This is a genomic window from Roseburia hominis, assembly GCA_040702975.1.
GTDB classification, from domain to species: Bacteria; Bacillota; Clostridia; order Lachnospirales; family Lachnospiraceae; genus Allocoprococcus; species Allocoprococcus hominis_A.
On the sequence record CP159990.1, the window covers coordinates 946,350 to 960,857 of the forward strand.

The following is a 14,508-nucleotide window of genomic DNA, read 5'->3' on the forward strand; positions in this document are numbered from 1 at the left end:
CAGTGAAAAATAAAAAGAACAAAATTATTTCGATTATTTTGAGTTTTGTATTTGTACTTGGCCTGACTGGGTGTGGCGGTGAGGTAAGAAGAGCAGATGGAAGCCAGGAAGAATATGAATATCTAATTACGGTAGGATTTGCACAGGGAGGCGAGGAAGGATCTTGGAAGACGGCTAATACAGAGTCTTTTCAAACCATATTCGTTGAGGACAATGGCTATGAATTACTATTAGAAGATGCGGGAATAGATCAGGAAAAGCAGATACACGTTATCAGAGAATTTATTGAAAAAGAAGTAGATTATATTTTGTTGGCTCCGGTGGCGGAGTACGGCCTGGAAGAGGTGCTCGAGGAGGCAAAGGAAGCACGTATTCCCGTACTTTTAGTAGGAGCGCTCAATGCAGATATCGATTCCTCTCTTTACGAGTGTCAGATTTGCAGTAATACGGAAAAGCAGGTGCAGGAGATGGGAAACTGGCTGGAGACGTATCTGGAAGAGCGTGAAAATAAGGGCGAAAACAAGGAAGTGACTGATAATAAAGGATACACAAAGAAAACGAAACAGGACAGGTTAAAAGAGGAAGAAAAGCAGAGGCAGGAAGAAAAAGCAAAGCAGCAAAAGTCCGGAGGCGGTGAGACGGACGAAAGTAAGGAAGAACAGGAAGAGGAAAAAGAAGCTCCCTATATTTTAGCAGTTGTCCAGGACTATATTGGGACTGCGCGGCAGCTCACCCTGGCAGAAGGATATCAAAAGCTGATTGAAAAACATTCAGACTGGCAAATGGAGGGACAGCAGACAGGGGAAAACAGCCGGGAAATCGCAAAACAAGTCGTAGAACTTTTTATAGAACATTACCCGGAGCTGAATATCATCATTGCAGAGACCAGTGACATGGCGCTGGGAGTAGTCGATGCGCTTGAGGAGCATAAAAAAAATCAGCAGAGCGAGGCTGATGATCAGGAGGAAGTAATCCTGATTTCTCTGGGAGCGGGAAGAGAGGTTCTGGAAGCAGTCAGAGACGGCAAAATCCAGGCTGCTTTTGAACAGACTCCGCTCCAAGCCCCGAAAACAGCAGAAATCATACAAAAACTGGAATCTGGTATCTATCTGGATAAAATACAATATGTCAAGGATGTTTATTATGACCAGACGATGAATCTGGAGGAAGTTATCGCCAAGCAGACCTACTAACTGCCGGGCATGCCATGGTAAATGCCAACGTAGTTACAGGAGATGCCAAAAATTCTTGAAAAACAGTGAGTTTCGGGTATAATAAAACTATCATATTATTTTATTAAAGGAGATGGAGAATATGAAGATTGGAATTGCAAACGATCATTCAGCGGTAGATATGAAAAAGCAGGTTGTGGAATATCTGGTGGAGAAGGGCTATGAAGTAGTGAATTATGGAACAGATTCCTATGAGAGCTGCAATTATCCGGAATACGGTGAGAAGATTGGACGCGCAGTGGCTGCCGGGGAAGTGGATTTAGGTGTGGCGATCTGCGGAACCGGACTTGGCATCTCACTTGCAGCGAATAAAGTACATGGCATAAGGGCAGCAGTTTGTTCTGAACCGTATACGGCTAAGATGGCAAAAGAGCATAACAATGCGAATGTTTTAGCCTTTGGCGCCCGTGTAATTGGAATCGAGATGGCCAAAATGATTCTGGATGCCTGGTTGAACGCTGAATTTTTGGGAGGACGCCATCAGGATCGGGTAGATATGATTATGGCGATTGAGGAAAAATAAAAAATTTTCAAGAATAACATGTGTACAAAAAAACCGGTGAGAGGATTTGTCAAGTAAAAAATGGGCGAATTCTCGAACCGGTTTTTTATGCGTTTTATAGTGAAAACAGAAAAAAATAAAAAATATGTATATATACAACTTGCGAATAATAAAATACAAGTTTAAAATTTGTACAAAAAGTTGTATTTCATTTTGTAACATATTACATCTTGCAAAATATAAAGTTGTGTTGTATATTAATACTACAAACAAATTTGAGAGATCTCAAAAATATGCAAATTGAACAAAAAGCATAAAATTGAGACTCCAAAACAAAATAAGGAGGAAAAAAGAATGAAAAAGAGAATTCTCAGCGTAGCTCTTGTAGCAGTGATGGCACTTTCTCTTGCACTGACCGGATGCGGCAGCAAGAAAGAAGGCGGCGGAGAAGAAGGCGGAGACAAAGGAGAAAGCAACGGCAAGAAAGTTGGCGTAGCAATGCCGACCCAGAGTTCTGAGAGATGGATCAAAGACGGCGAGAACATGAAGAAGCAGCTGGAAAAGCTCGGCTACGAAGTAGACCTGCAGTATGCAGAGGATGACATCGCTGCACAGCAGCAGCAGCTCGAGACTATGATCGCACAGCAGGTTGACTGTCTGGTAGTTGCAGCTATCGACTCATCTGCACTGGTTAACGTACTGGATCAGGCTAAACAGGCAGAGATTCCGGTTATCGCATACGATCGTCTGCTCATGGACACCGATGCAGTAAGCTACTACGCATCCTTCGACAATGAAGGTGTAGGTAGAAAGATCGGTGAGTACATCGAAGAAAAAGCCGGCCTGAAAGAAGCAACAGAGCCGCAGACCATCGAGTTCTTCATGGGATCTCCGGACGACAACAACGCAGTTCTTCTTCACAAGGGTGTTATGAGTGTTCTGGATCAGTATCTTAAGAGTGGCGTTCTGGTATGTAAATCAGGAAGAACTTCTTTTGACGATACCTGTATCTTAAGATGGTCTCAGGAGACAGCTCAGCAGAACTGTGAGAACTACTTAACTGGATTCTATGCAGACGAAGATCTTGATATCGCTTGCTCAGCATTTGACGGTTTCGCTTATGGTATCAAGGCAGCTCTTGAGGGCGCTGGATATACAGAAGAGAACTGGCCGCTGATCACAGGACAGGATGCAGAGGTTATGGCAGTTAAGAACATTATCGAAGGAAAACAGACACAGACAATCTTCAAAGACACAGGACTCCTTGCAGAGAAATGTGTAAAGATGGTACAGGCAGTGTTAGAAGGAACTGAGCCGGAGATCAACGATACAGAGACATATGACAATAACGTATTAGTTGTTCCGTCTTACCTTTGCGAACCAGTATCTCTTGACAAAGACAACTACAAAGAACTTGTAATTGATAGTGGATACTACACAGAAGCTGATATCGAGGCAGCAGAATAGTGTTAATGCTCGTGTAGTCAAAGGGCGGCGGCGAACAGGCGCCGCCCTTTATTCCTAGGGAAACTTGAGGGATCCGAAAGAGGATTTCTTTGGTGATATACTCGGACATGGGGCCGGGAAAAATAGAAAAGAAAAGGAGTTGAGGAAATGTCTGATTACATTCTGGAAATGAACCATATCACGAAAGAGTTCTCAGGCGTGAAGGCACTGGACGATGTGAATCTGAAGGTGGAACGTGGTGAGATTCATGCACTCTGCGGTGAGAATGGTGCTGGTAAGTCGACACTGATGAATGTACTGTCAGGAATTTATCCGTTTGGTACTTATTCCGGTGACATCGTATATAACGGTGAAATCGTTAAGAACCATAACATCAAGGACAGTGAGAAAAAAGGCATCGTTATCATTCATCAGGAACTTGCGCTTAGCCCGTATCTTTCCATTGCTGAAAACGTGTTTATGGGGAACGAGCAGACAGCGATGAAGGGGGTTATCGACTGGACGAAGACACGCAGCAAGGCACAGGAGATGCTGGAAAAAGTAGGACTTCCAAACGAGAATCTGGAGGCGCCTATTAATTCTCTGGGTGTAGGAAAACAGCAGCTTATTGAGATTGCAAAAGCGTTGGCGAAAAAAGTAGACCTTTTGATTCTGGATGAGCCGACTGCCGCACTGAATGATGAAGAGAGTGCACAGCTTCTGGAGATTATGCTGCAGCTTAAGAAACAGGGTATCACCTGTATTATTATTTCACACAAACTGAATGAGATCAGTTACGTTGCAGATTCCATTACCGTTATTCGTGATGGACATACGATTGAAACTCTGCGTAAAGGTGTTGATGAGTTTACAGAGGACCGTATTATTAAAGGCATGGTTGGACGTGAGCTCACCAATCGTTATCCGGAGAGAACAGATTGCCCGATTGGCGATGTGATTCTGGAGGTTAAGAACTGGAATGTATTTCATCCGGAGGACCCGGAACGTCAGGTGCTTAAGGATATCAATATCAAGGTACGTGCCGGCGAGGTAGTAGGTCTTGCTGGACTTATGGGTGCCGGAAGAACAGAGTTCGCTATGAGTCTTTTTGGAAAAGAGTATGGACAGAAGATTTCCGGAGAGGTTTATATGCACGGCAAGCCGGTCAAGATCAATAGCGTAAAGGATGCGATTGCAAATAAACTTGCCTATACCTCTGAGGACAGAAAGACCTATGGTCTTGTCCTTATCAATGATATTAAGTGGAATATGACTCTGGCCGCACTGAAAGGCTTCTTCTCCAAGAACGGCGTAGTGAATGCGAACGATGAGATCGTAGCGGCAGAAAAATACAAGAAACTGATTAATATCAAATCAAATTCCATTAATCAGACGGTTGGTTCTCTGTCAGGAGGTAACCAGCAGAAGGTCGTTCTTGCAAAATGGATGCTGACAGAACCTGATGTATTGATTCTGGATGAGCCTACCCGTGGTATTGACGTAGGTGCGAAATATGAGATTTACTGTGTAATCAACGATTTGGCGAAGGCCGGAAAGGCTGTCATTGTTATCTCCTCCGAGATGCCGGAAATTATCGGTACATGTGATAGGACTTATGTGCTGAACGAAGGGCAGATCGCAGGTGAATTGTCAAAAGAAGAGTTATCACAGGAAAAGATTATGAAGTGCATTATGCAGCATAATAACAAGAAAGGAGCATAACAATGGAGAAGAAAAAAACAGTTAATCTTAATCTGAAGCAGTATGGTATGATATTTGCCCTGCTTGCAATTTATATTATTTTCTATGTTCTGACAGGAGGTTCTAACGCGACTCCTATGAACATGAACAACCTGATCATGCAGAACGGCTACGTTGTTATCCTTGCAACCGGTATGCTGCTCTGTGTACTTACCGGTAACGTTGACCTTGGTGTTGGTTCTTATGTGGCTCTGACCGGTGCAGTTGCAGCTAAGCTTATCTGCGAGAACAACCTTCCGATCGCAGTTGGTTTCATTGTAGCACTTGCAGTAGGTCTTGCATTTGGTATATTCAATGGTATTTTCATTGCATACCTGGATGTTCCGCCTTTCGTATCAACCCTGGCTTCCATGCTGATTGGACGTGGTCTTACATACGTATTCCTTGCAGCTAAGACGATCGGACCGGTTCCGGATGGATTCAAATTCTTTGGCGCAGGTTTCTTTATTTCCAAGAAGGTTCCTTTCGGAGATGGAACGATTGAACTTGTAACGATTATTGTGGCAGCAATCGCAACTGCACTGATTATCGTCTCTGAGATGAAATCGCTTGCATCTAAGAAAAAATATGGATTTGCGGTTCCGCCGATGTGGCAGACGGTAGCAAAACTGGTAGTAATCCTTGGCATTATCTGGTTCTACGCTTATAAGCTGTCACGCTACAATGGTATTCCGATCGTGCTTGTTATCATGGGTGTGATCGTTGGTATCTATCATTTTATCACCAGTAAGACCGTTGCTGGACGTCAGATTTACGCATTGGGTGGTAACGCAAAGGCAGCAAGACTTTCCGGTATTAATACCAAGAAGGTATTCTTCTGGGTATACGCTAATATGGGTCTTCTTGCAGGTGTTGCAGGTATCGTTCTTGCAGCCCGTGCAGGATCTGCTACTCCGAAAGCCGGCGACGGATTCGAGCTTGATGCGATTGCTTCCTGCTACATCGGTGGTGCAGCAGCAGCCGGTGGTGTTGGTACGATCATCGGAGCCGTAGTTGGTGCGTTCGTTATGGGTATTCTGAACAATGGTATGATCCTTTGCGGTCTGTCTACAGACTGGCAGAAGGTTGTCAAAGGTCTCGTTCTTCTTGGAGCAGTTACCTTCGATATCCTTTCTAACAAAAAGAAAAAATAATCAGATAGTAGTCGGGCGAAGCTGTCAATGGCTTCGCCCTGATAAAAAGAGGTAGAACCATGCCGGAGATGGTTTCAAAATATGAAGAAATACTAAAGTGGATAAAAAAACGACTGGAAGAGGGAGAACTGAAACCCGGTGACCGGGTGGAATCAGAGCACCAGCTTTGCGCCCGTTTTCAGGTCAGCAGGCAGACGGTGCGGCACGCTATTTCTGTTCTGGAAAATGAAGGCGTGCTTGAGCGGCGCAGAGGAAGCGGGACCTATGTGAAGACCATAGTGAACGTGCAGGAAAAAGAGAAGAAAGCGATGCAGGTCGCAGTTATGACGACCTATGTACAGGAATATATCTTTTCTTCCATTATTCAGGAAATTGAGAGGGAGTTGTCCCAGTCAGGATACGGGATGCAGCTTTCCTTTACGAATAACGCGGTGGAAAAGGAACGTTTTATTTTGAAAAATATTTTGGAGAAGAATATGGTGGATGGACTGATTGCCGAACCGACAAAGAGTGGTCTGCCGAATCCAAATTTAGATTTATATAAGAAAATTATGAGTAAAGGAATCCCGATACTTTTCATCAACAGCTATTATCCGGGACTTGAGGCCCCGCATGTCAGTCTTAATGATAAGCTGGCGGGCAAGATGGTGACGAATCATTTGCTCCGATGCGGACACAGGAATATTGCTGCGATATTCAAGGCGGACGATGGACAGGGACACCAGCGGTATGCCGGATACATAGAAGCACTTATGGAGGCAGACATCAAAGTGCGGGGGTCTCAGATTGTCTGGATTGATACGGATGGGGTTCGGAATATGCGTGAGGATGCAGGTTGGATTCTGCGGAGAATCCATGGCTGCAGTGCGTGTGTGTGCTATAACGATGAAGTGGCAAGCAGCCTGGTGGCGGTATGTCTGGAACAGGGAATCAGGATTCCGGAGGAGCTTTCCGTGATAGGAATTGACGATTCGGACCTGGCAACTTATTGTGAAGTACCGCTCACATCGGCAAAGAATCCAATCCGCGATTTGGGAAGGATTGCAGCGCTTGAGATTCTGGAAATGATGAAGGGAATGCCGGTCCCGATGTGTACGGAGCTTGATCCGGAGATCATCAACAGGAATTCCGTTACGATCATTGACAGTATATAGAATATGGAACAGAACGAAAGTGGCGTGGCGCTGCTTTGGATAAATGAGGAAAGGGAAAGGTGTAAAGAAATGAATGATGTAAAAACTTCCATTTTGAATGGGAAAACAGCACTGGGAATCGAGTTTGGTTCCACCAGAATTAAAGCAGTACTGGTCGGCGAGGACAATGCCCCCATTGCATCTGGAAGCCATGACTGGGAGAACCGGTATGTGGACGGCGTATGGACCTATACACTTGAGGACATCTGGATGGGACTTCAGGATTGCTACAAGAACCTGGCAGAAGATGTAAAATCGCAGTACGGCGTGGAGCTTGAGACAGTCGGTTCACTTGGCTTCAGCGCGATGATGCATGGATATATGGCATTTGACAAGGCGGGAGAGCTTCTGGTTCCCTTCCGTACCTGGAGAAATACGATTACAGAGCAGGCTTCCGTAGAGCTTACAAAATTGTTTGATTTCCATATTCCGCAGAGATGGAGCATCGCACATCTTTATCAGGCTGTTCTTAATGAGGAAGAGCATGTAAAAGATGTTGAGTTCTTCACGACTCTGGCAGGATATATTCACTGGCAGCTTACCGGCGAGAAGGTCCTTGGCGTGGGCGAGGCTTCCGGTATGTTCCCAATCGATATCGCGACCAGAGACTGGAACGCGAAGATGATTGCACAGTTCAATGAACTGGTAGCACCGAAGGGCTTCCCGTGGAAGCTGGAAGAATTACTTCCGAAGGTACTTCTTGCCGGGGATGCGGCAGGCGTGCTGACAGAAGAAGGTGCAAAGCTGCTTGACCCGACCGGCACACTGAAAGCGGGTATTCCGGTATGCCCGCCGGAAGGTGACGCGGGAACCGGTATGGTCGCAACGAACAGCGTAAAAGTACGTACCGGCAATGTTTCTGCAGGAACCAGTGTATTTGGCATGGTGGTTCTGGAAAAGGAACTTAAGAAGGTACATGACGAGATCGACCTGGTAACGACTCCGTCAGGGGATCTGGTCGCTATGGTGCATTGCAATAACTGTACCTCCGACCTGAACGCATGGGTAGGCATTTTCAAAGAATTTGCAGAGGCTTTTGGAATCGAAGTGGATATGAACAAGCTGTTCGGAACCCTTTATACAAAAGCACTTGAAGGAGACGCCGACTGCGGCGGACTTCTGGCATACAACTATTTCTCAGGTGAGCATATCACCGGATTTGAGGAAGGACGTCCGCTATTTGTACGCACACCGGAGAGCAGATTCAATCTGGCGAACTTCATGAGAGTGAACCTGTTTGCATCTCTTGGCGTACTGAAGACCGGTATGGACATTCTTTTGAAGGAAGAGGGCGTGGCACTTGACGAGATTCTGGGCCATGGCGGACTTTTTAAGACGAAGGGCGTTGGCCAGGGAATCCTTGCAGCAGCTTTAAATACGCCGGTATCCGTAATGGAGACCGCGGGAGAAGGCGGCGCATGGGGAATCGCAGTGCTTGCATCTTACATGGCAAACAAAGCCGAGGGCGAGAGCCTGGACGCTTATCTGGCAGAGAAAGTATTTGCCGGACAGAAAGGAAGCCGCATGGAGCCGAAACCGGAAGACGTAGAAGGTTTTGACGCATTCAGCAAACGCTATCTTGCGGGTCTTACGATTGAACGTGCAGCAGTGGAGTCCTTGAAATAATAAAGCTTATATATTTGCGGAAGGCGCCGGAGGGCAGAAGATATGCTGCGGGCTTATCTGATACAAAAGGCGCCTGACGGAAATTATAATAAAAAGGCAGGAGGGTAAAAGAAATGTTGGAACAGTTGAAAAAGGAAGTATATGAGGCAAATATGCTGCTTCCGAAGTACGGACTGGTTACCTTCACCTGGGGAAATGTAAGCGGAATTGACCGCGCAAGTGGTTTGTTCGTGATCAAGCCAAGCGGCGTTGAATACGATAAGCTGACCCCGGAAGATATGGTAGTCATGGACCTTGAAGGAAATAAGGTAGAGGGACGTTACAATCCGTCCTCCGATACCGCAACGCATCTGGAGCTTTACAAGGCATTCCCGGATATGGGCGGAATCGTTCATACCCATTCTCCGTGGGCAACGAGCTGGGCGCAGGCCGGAAGAGGAATTCCGTGTTATGGGACCACTCATGCTGATTATATGTACGGTGAGATTCCGTGTGTGCGCAATCTGACGAAGGAAGAGATCGACGAGGCATACGAGAAGAATACCGGCGTATTGATCGTGGAGCATTTCAAAGATAAAGAATACATGGCAATGCCGGCAGTACTCTGTAAAAATCACGGACCGTTCTCCTGGGGCAAGGACGCTCACGAGGCGGTGCACAATGCGGTGGTATTGGAAGAGGTCGCGAAGATGGCGGCGCGCTGCGAGATGATCAATCCTGACGTAAAACCGGCTCCGCAGGAGTTGCAGGATAAGCACTATTACAGAAAGCATGGAGCAAATGCGTATTACGGACAGAACTAAAAGTGTTAGTATGTCCCTGATTATATAACAAACTATCAAATAAGGAGAGTAAAATTATGTTAGCATGTAAAGATTACAAATTTTGGTTCTGTACAGGTTCCCAGGATTTATATGGAGATGAGTGTCTTGCACACGTTGCAGAGCATTCTCAGATTATCGTTAAGGCTTTGAATGAGTCCGGCGTTCTTCCATACGAGATTGTCTGGAAACCGACCCTCATTACCAATGAACTGATCAGAAAGACCTTTAACGAGGCAAATATGGATGAGAACTGTGCAGGCGTCATTACCTGGTGCCATACCTTCTCACCGGCAAAATCCTGGATTCTGGGACTCAAGGAACTGAGAAAACCGCTTCTTCACCTGCATACCCAGTACAATCGAGAGATTCCGTACGATACGATTGATATGGATTTCATGAATGAGAATCAGGCAGCACATGGAGACCGTGAATTCGGACATATCTTCACACGTCTTGAGAAGAACCGCAAAGTCATCATGGGATATTGGGAAGACAAAGATACACAGGAGAGAATCGCTTCCTGGATGCGCACTGCGATCGGCGTGATCGAAAGCAGCCATGTTCGCGTAATGCGTATCGCGGACAACATGAGAAACGTTGCCGTGACCGAGGGTGACAAGGTGGAAGCACAGATCAAATTCGGTTGGGAGATCGACGCGTATCCGGTAAATGAGATCGCAGACGCGGTAAAAGAGGTTCAGGCAGGCGACGTAAATGCTCTGGTAGAAGAGTACTATGACAAATATGAGATTCTTCTGGAAGGCAGAGATGAGGCTGAGTTCAGAAAACATGTGGCAGTGCAGGCTCAGATTGAGATCGGATTCGAGAAATTCCTGGAAGAGAAGAATTATCAGGCAATCGTTACACACTTCGGCGATCTTGGAGCTCTTCAGCAGTTACCGGGACTTGCAATCCAGAGACTTATGGAAAAAGGCTATGGATTCGGAGCAGAAGGCGACTGGAAGACCGCTGCTATGGTTCGTATCATGAAGATCATGACTCAGGGAATGAAGGGCGCAAAGGGAACCTCATTCATGGAAGATTATACCTACAACCTGGTACCTGGAAAAGAAGGTATCCTGCAGGCTCATATGTTGGAGGTCTGCCCGACGATCGCAGACGGCCCGATCAGCATCAAGTGCCAGCCGCTTTCCATGGGCGACAGAGAAGATCCGACCCGTCTGGTATTCACTGCAAAAGAAGGACCGGCTGTTGCAACGTCACTTGTGGACCTTGGCGACAGATTCCGTCTGATCATCAACGATGTAAACTGCAAGAAGACAGAGAAACCGATGCCGAAGCTGCCGGTAGCTACCGCATTCTGGACACCGGAGCCGAACCTGAGAACAGGTGCAGAGGCGTGGATCCTTGCAGGCGGCGCTCACCATACCGCATTCTCCTATGACCTGACAGCAGAGCAGATGGGAGATTGGGCAGAAGCTATGGGAATTGAAGCTGTATACATCGACAAAGATACCACCATCAGAAACTTCAAGAATGAACTGATGTGGAATGCAGCAGCATTTAGAAGATAGAAATTAAAAAGGAGCATAAAGAACCGGGATTCCATGCTATGTCCCTGTCAGGCAGACAGGTGAATAAGAAGGAATCCCGGTTTTTTGATCGTGCGCCTTGCGCCACACGTTTCCGACAGCTTGCAGTATGTATAAGAATCCTGCGTTTATCCCCAGATGATAAAGTATAAAAGCACCAGCACGCCAAGTACGATCCGGTAGTATCCGAATGCTTTGAAGTCGTGTTTCTTGATATAAGACATCAGGAACTTAATCGCAAATACGGATACGAAGAATGCGACCAGGCAGCCGACGATCAGGATCACGACCTCAATCGGCGTATAGTGGAGGCCGAATTTGATCATTTTAAGGGCGCTGGCTCCGAACATGACCGGGATAGCAAGGTAGAAGGTGAATTCCGCAGCCACATAGCGGGAGGTCCCAAGCAGTAGGCCGCCGAGGATGGTCGCGCCGGAGCGGGAGGTTCCCGGAATCATGGCAAGCACCTGGAATAGACCTATGTAAAAAGCAGTCGTATATGGCAGGGCGGAGAGCTTGGTGATTTTCGGAGTTGCATGTTCGTTGCGCTTCTCGATGAAAATGAAAAGTACGCCGTAGATAATCAACATCAGAGCGACGGTGACGTAGTTATAGAGGTATTTGTCTAAAAGGTCATCAAACAAAAGCCCGATTACGCCTGCCGGTATGCAGGAAATGATGATTTTACTCCAGAGAATTAATGTGTTTCTGCTTTGTTTTGCCGTTTTTTTGGATGAAAACGGATTGAGCTTATGGAAATACAGGACCACGACAGCCATAATCGCGCCGAGCTGGATTACCACCCGGAACATTTCCATGAAATCTTTATCCACGGTCATGTGAAGGAATTCCTCCACGAGAATCATATGTCCGGTACTGCTGATTGGAAGCCATTCGGTAATACCTTCTACGATACCGAGGATGATTGCAATTAATACATTTATCATAGTGTTTCCTCTTTTCTATCCCTGACGGGATTGGTTTTATTGTAAGTTTATTCTATGTAAGCGGTTATCATGTATAACCGGAGTATTCAAGATTTTTCTGTCAATGCGGCGGAAGAAGTATTATATGCGGTGTACCTGCAATACAAAACGTTCAATTGCTTTGGCAGCACCGTCCTCATCATTGGAGCATGTGACATAATCGGCGGCTTCCCTCACTTCGTCGATGGCATTTGCCATGGCAACACCGAGGCCGGCGGCGCGTATCATGGGCAGATCGTTGTTGCCATCACCGAGAGCCATGATCTCTTCGCGGCGGATTCCCAACAGTTTGCCGAGTCGTAACAGGCCATTCCCTTTGTTGACGCCGGAGGCGTTGACTTCCACATTGTGTCCCATCGCACTGCTGATTTCTAAAGAACCTAAAGCGTGGATGCGATCTTCGGCTTCTTTTTGCTCGTCTGCATTGGCAAAGATAGCGTGCACCTTGTCCAGGCCATGGCCCTTCATCGCCTTCATCTTCTCCCAAAGATTCGGGATGGGAAGGCGGGTAGAACGTATATAATCTGCCATGGGCGGGGAGGACACATATTCATCCAGGCGCTTTAGCTCGTCTTCCTGAATATAGCCCTGACCGTCAAAGTAGATCTCATGGATGACATCGTAGTCGTCGAAGATTCTTAAGACTTCTGCGGAAAGCTCATAAGGTACCGGGCAGTTATAAAGTAGTTTATTCTCTTTGATATCTACGATGCGGCCGCCATTTGAAGCCACCACATAGCGGATTCCGGGAAAGGCGAGGAGTTCTTTCGGTACACCTGTCACTGGACGCCCGGTAGCAGGGAGGATGACCACGCCCTGCCGCACAGCTTCGGCCAGCACCTCTCTTGTATAGGTAGTCAGTTCTTTTTGGCTGTTCAGAAGAGTTCCGTCCAAATCGAACCCGATCATTTTGACTTGTTCCATTGTTTTCTCCTTTGTGAATAACAACAATTGTACATTTCAGAAATTAGTATAACAAAATTTGCGTAATAAAGCAATTTGTAGTATACTATATTAGACTCATTTTTTCTAAGAAAGGAAAATAGGATGATGAATGGAAAGAGAAAGGCGCTGATTCGAACCATTACAGCGTTCGCATGTGCTATTGCTGTCTGTTTTACCGCGGTTCCTACTTATGCTGAGGATACGGTCGAGTCTTTGGAACAAAAGAAAAACGGGCTTCAGGACAAACTGGATGCACTAAATAACGAATTGGGAAGCTTAAGTTCCCAGATTACGGCGCTTGCAGCGAAGATGGAAGAGACGGATGCCGCAGTTAAGAAGGCTGAGCTTGATCTGGCAGCTGCCAGATTGAATGAAGAGATGCAGTACGATTCTATGAAAAAGCGTATTAAGTATATGTACGAAGGAGGCAATAATTCACTGCTCCATGTGCTGCTTTCCTCCGAGAGTATGGGGGACTTTCTGAATAAGGTGGAGTTTGTCCAGAATGTTACAGAGTATGATCGTAACATGCTGGTGGAATTACAGCAGATTCAGGAAGAGATTGGGGAGAAAGAGGCCAGGCTGAAGAGTGAGCAGGCTGCTTTAAAGAAGATGCAGAGCCAGATGGAGGAGCGCCAGGGAGCGCTGAATGCGGCCATTGCGTCGACATCGGGAGAACTGCAGGCTTCGGCGGAAGCTCTAAGTGCAGCTAAGGCTGCGCAGGAAGCTGCGAAGAAGGCGCTTGAAGAACAGAAAAAGAAGGAGCAGCAGGAGAATGCGGATAACACGGGAGGGGATTCCGGAGATAAGAAGGATGAGGATTCCGGAAGCAGCCCTGATAATAGCCAGACAACATCAACTCCGGTCGCTGCGGACAGTTCGGATATCGCCCTGCTTGCGGCAATCCTGCAGTGTGAAGCGGGAACTTCGAACTATGATGCACTTCTTGCGGTCGCGACGGTGATTATGAACCGTGTGGCAAGCGGAAGGTATCCGAATACGCTGCGGGGAGTGATTTACCAGAAGGGACAGTTCTCTCCGACCTGGAATGGAAGTCTGAACCGGGTTCTGAAAAGAGGCCCTGCTTCGTTATGCTATCAGGTGGCACAGGATGCCCTCGGGGGTGCGCGGCTTTCCTCGGTAAGCGGCTGCTATCAGTTCCGGGCCTCGTGGACAGGCCATTCAGGAATCGTTGTGGGAGGCAATGTATTTTTCTAAAGAAGAGGCAGAAGGAAACTGCTTAGGTGGTGAATATAGGACAGGCATTCATGGGGAGCGAGAAGCTCCGGCATGAATGCCTGTTTGAA

At 46.7% G+C, this 14,508-nt stretch carries 12 protein-coding genes; 10 read left to right on the top strand and 2 right to left on the bottom strand.

Going from position 1 to position 14,508, the window contains the following annotated elements; all coding sequences use genetic code 11:
• Positions 1-2: 2 nt before the first annotated feature.
• From ABXS75_04370 to araA, 9 genes are all read left to right on the top strand, one after another.
• Positions 3-1,193 (top strand): substrate-binding domain-containing protein, encoded by a 1,191-nt coding sequence (locus ABXS75_04370; GenBank protein ID XCP86049.1) that lies wholly within the window; start codon positions 3-5, stop codon positions 1,191-1,193.
• 121 nt (positions 1,194-1,314) lie between these two features.
• Positions 1,315-1,755 carry a ribose 5-phosphate isomerase B gene (rpiB, locus tag ABXS75_04375; GenBank protein ID XCP86050.1) on the top strand — a complete coding sequence of 147 codons (441 nt, stop codon included), beginning with the start codon at positions 1,315-1,317 and terminating at the stop codon, positions 1,753-1,755.
• Positions 1,756-2,088: 333 nt separating this feature from the next.
• A complete protein-coding gene (gene chvE, locus ABXS75_04380; protein ID XCP86051.1) occupies positions 2,089-3,201 on the top strand; it encodes a multiple monosaccharide ABC transporter substrate-binding protein in 1,113 nt (370 codons plus the stop codon).
• Positions 3,202-3,348: 147 nt separating this feature from the next.
• Complete coding sequence (mmsA, locus tag ABXS75_04385) at positions 3,349-4,902, top strand: multiple monosaccharide ABC transporter ATP-binding protein (GenBank protein ID XCP86052.1); 1,554 nt, start codon at positions 3,349-3,351, stop codon at positions 4,900-4,902.
• Between the two features lie 2 nt (positions 4,903-4,904).
• Positions 4,905-6,074, top strand: coding sequence for a multiple monosaccharide ABC transporter permease (mmsB, locus tag ABXS75_04390; GenBank protein ID XCP86053.1), 1,170 nt, complete (start codon positions 4,905-4,907; stop codon positions 6,072-6,074).
• Positions 6,075-6,133: 59 nt separating this feature from the next.
• Positions 6,134-7,228: a GntR family transcriptional regulator gene (locus tag ABXS75_04395; GenBank protein ID XCP86054.1), complete on the top strand. Its 1,095-nt coding sequence runs from the start codon at positions 6,134-6,136 to the stop codon at positions 7,226-7,228.
• A 69-nt stretch (positions 7,229-7,297) separates the two neighbouring features.
• Entirely contained in the window at positions 7,298-8,893 is a 1,596-nt protein-coding gene (locus ABXS75_04400; GenBank protein XCP86055.1) for an FGGY-family carbohydrate kinase, read from the top strand.
• A 113-nt stretch (positions 8,894-9,006) separates the two neighbouring features.
• Positions 9,007-9,696 carry an L-ribulose-5-phosphate 4-epimerase gene (locus tag ABXS75_04405; GenBank protein XCP86056.1) on the top strand — a complete coding sequence of 230 codons (690 nt, stop codon included), beginning with the start codon at positions 9,007-9,009 and terminating at the stop codon, positions 9,694-9,696.
• A 56-nt stretch (positions 9,697-9,752) separates the two neighbouring features.
• On the top strand, positions 9,753-11,252 hold the full coding sequence (gene araA / locus ABXS75_04410; GenBank protein XCP86057.1) for an L-arabinose isomerase: 1,500 nt from the start codon (positions 9,753-9,755) through the stop codon (positions 11,250-11,252).
• Positions 11,253-11,398: 146 nt separating this feature from the next.
• Here araA and ABXS75_04415 read toward each other — a convergent pair whose 3' ends face one another.
• Positions 11,399-12,217, bottom strand: a complete 819-nt coding sequence (locus tag ABXS75_04415; GenBank protein ID XCP86058.1) for an undecaprenyl-diphosphate phosphatase — start codon at positions 12,215-12,217, stop codon at positions 11,399-11,401.
• A 120-nt stretch (positions 12,218-12,337) separates the two neighbouring features.
• Positions 12,338-13,180: a Cof-type HAD-IIB family hydrolase gene (locus tag ABXS75_04420; protein XCP86059.1), complete on the bottom strand. Its 843-nt coding sequence runs from the start codon at positions 13,178-13,180 to the stop codon at positions 12,338-12,340.
• A gap of 123 nt (positions 13,181-13,303) precedes the next feature.
• Here ABXS75_04420 and ABXS75_04425 point away from each other — a divergent pair, with 123 nt between their 5' ends.
• On the top strand, positions 13,304-14,419 hold the full coding sequence (locus tag ABXS75_04425; protein XCP86060.1) for a cell wall hydrolase: 1,116 nt from the start codon (positions 13,304-13,306) through the stop codon (positions 14,417-14,419).
• The last annotated feature ends 89 nt before the right edge of the window (positions 14,420-14,508 follow it).

Coding starts and splice junctions, on each gene's coding strand:
- rpiB (XCP86050.1), top strand. CDS start 1,315: ATGAAGATTGGAATTGCAAACGATCATTCAGCGGTAGATATGAAAAAG.
- chvE (XCP86051.1), top strand. CDS start 2,089: ATGAAAAAGAGAATTCTCAGCGTAGCTCTTGTAGCAGTGATGGCACTT.
- mmsA (XCP86052.1), top strand. CDS start 3,349: ATGTCTGATTACATTCTGGAAATGAACCATATCACGAAAGAGTTCTCA.
- mmsB (XCP86053.1), top strand. CDS start 4,905: ATGGAGAAGAAAAAAACAGTTAATCTTAATCTGAAGCAGTATGGTATG.
- ABXS75_04395 (XCP86054.1), top strand. CDS start 6,134: ATGCCGGAGATGGTTTCAAAATATGAAGAAATACTAAAGTGGATAAAA.
- ABXS75_04400 (XCP86055.1), top strand. CDS start 7,298: ATGAATGATGTAAAAACTTCCATTTTGAATGGGAAAACAGCACTGGGA.
- ABXS75_04405 (XCP86056.1), top strand. CDS start 9,007: ATGTTGGAACAGTTGAAAAAGGAAGTATATGAGGCAAATATGCTGCTT.
- araA (XCP86057.1), top strand. CDS start 9,753: ATGTTAGCATGTAAAGATTACAAATTTTGGTTCTGTACAGGTTCCCAG.
- ABXS75_04415 (XCP86058.1), bottom strand. CDS start 12,217: ATGATAAATGTATTAATTGCAATCATCCTCGGTATCGTAGAAGGTATT.
- ABXS75_04420 (XCP86059.1), bottom strand. CDS start 13,180: ATGGAACAAGTCAAAATGATCGGGTTCGATTTGGACGGAACTCTTCTG.
- ABXS75_04425 (XCP86060.1), top strand. CDS start 13,304: ATGATGAATGGAAAGAGAAAGGCGCTGATTCGAACCATTACAGCGTTC.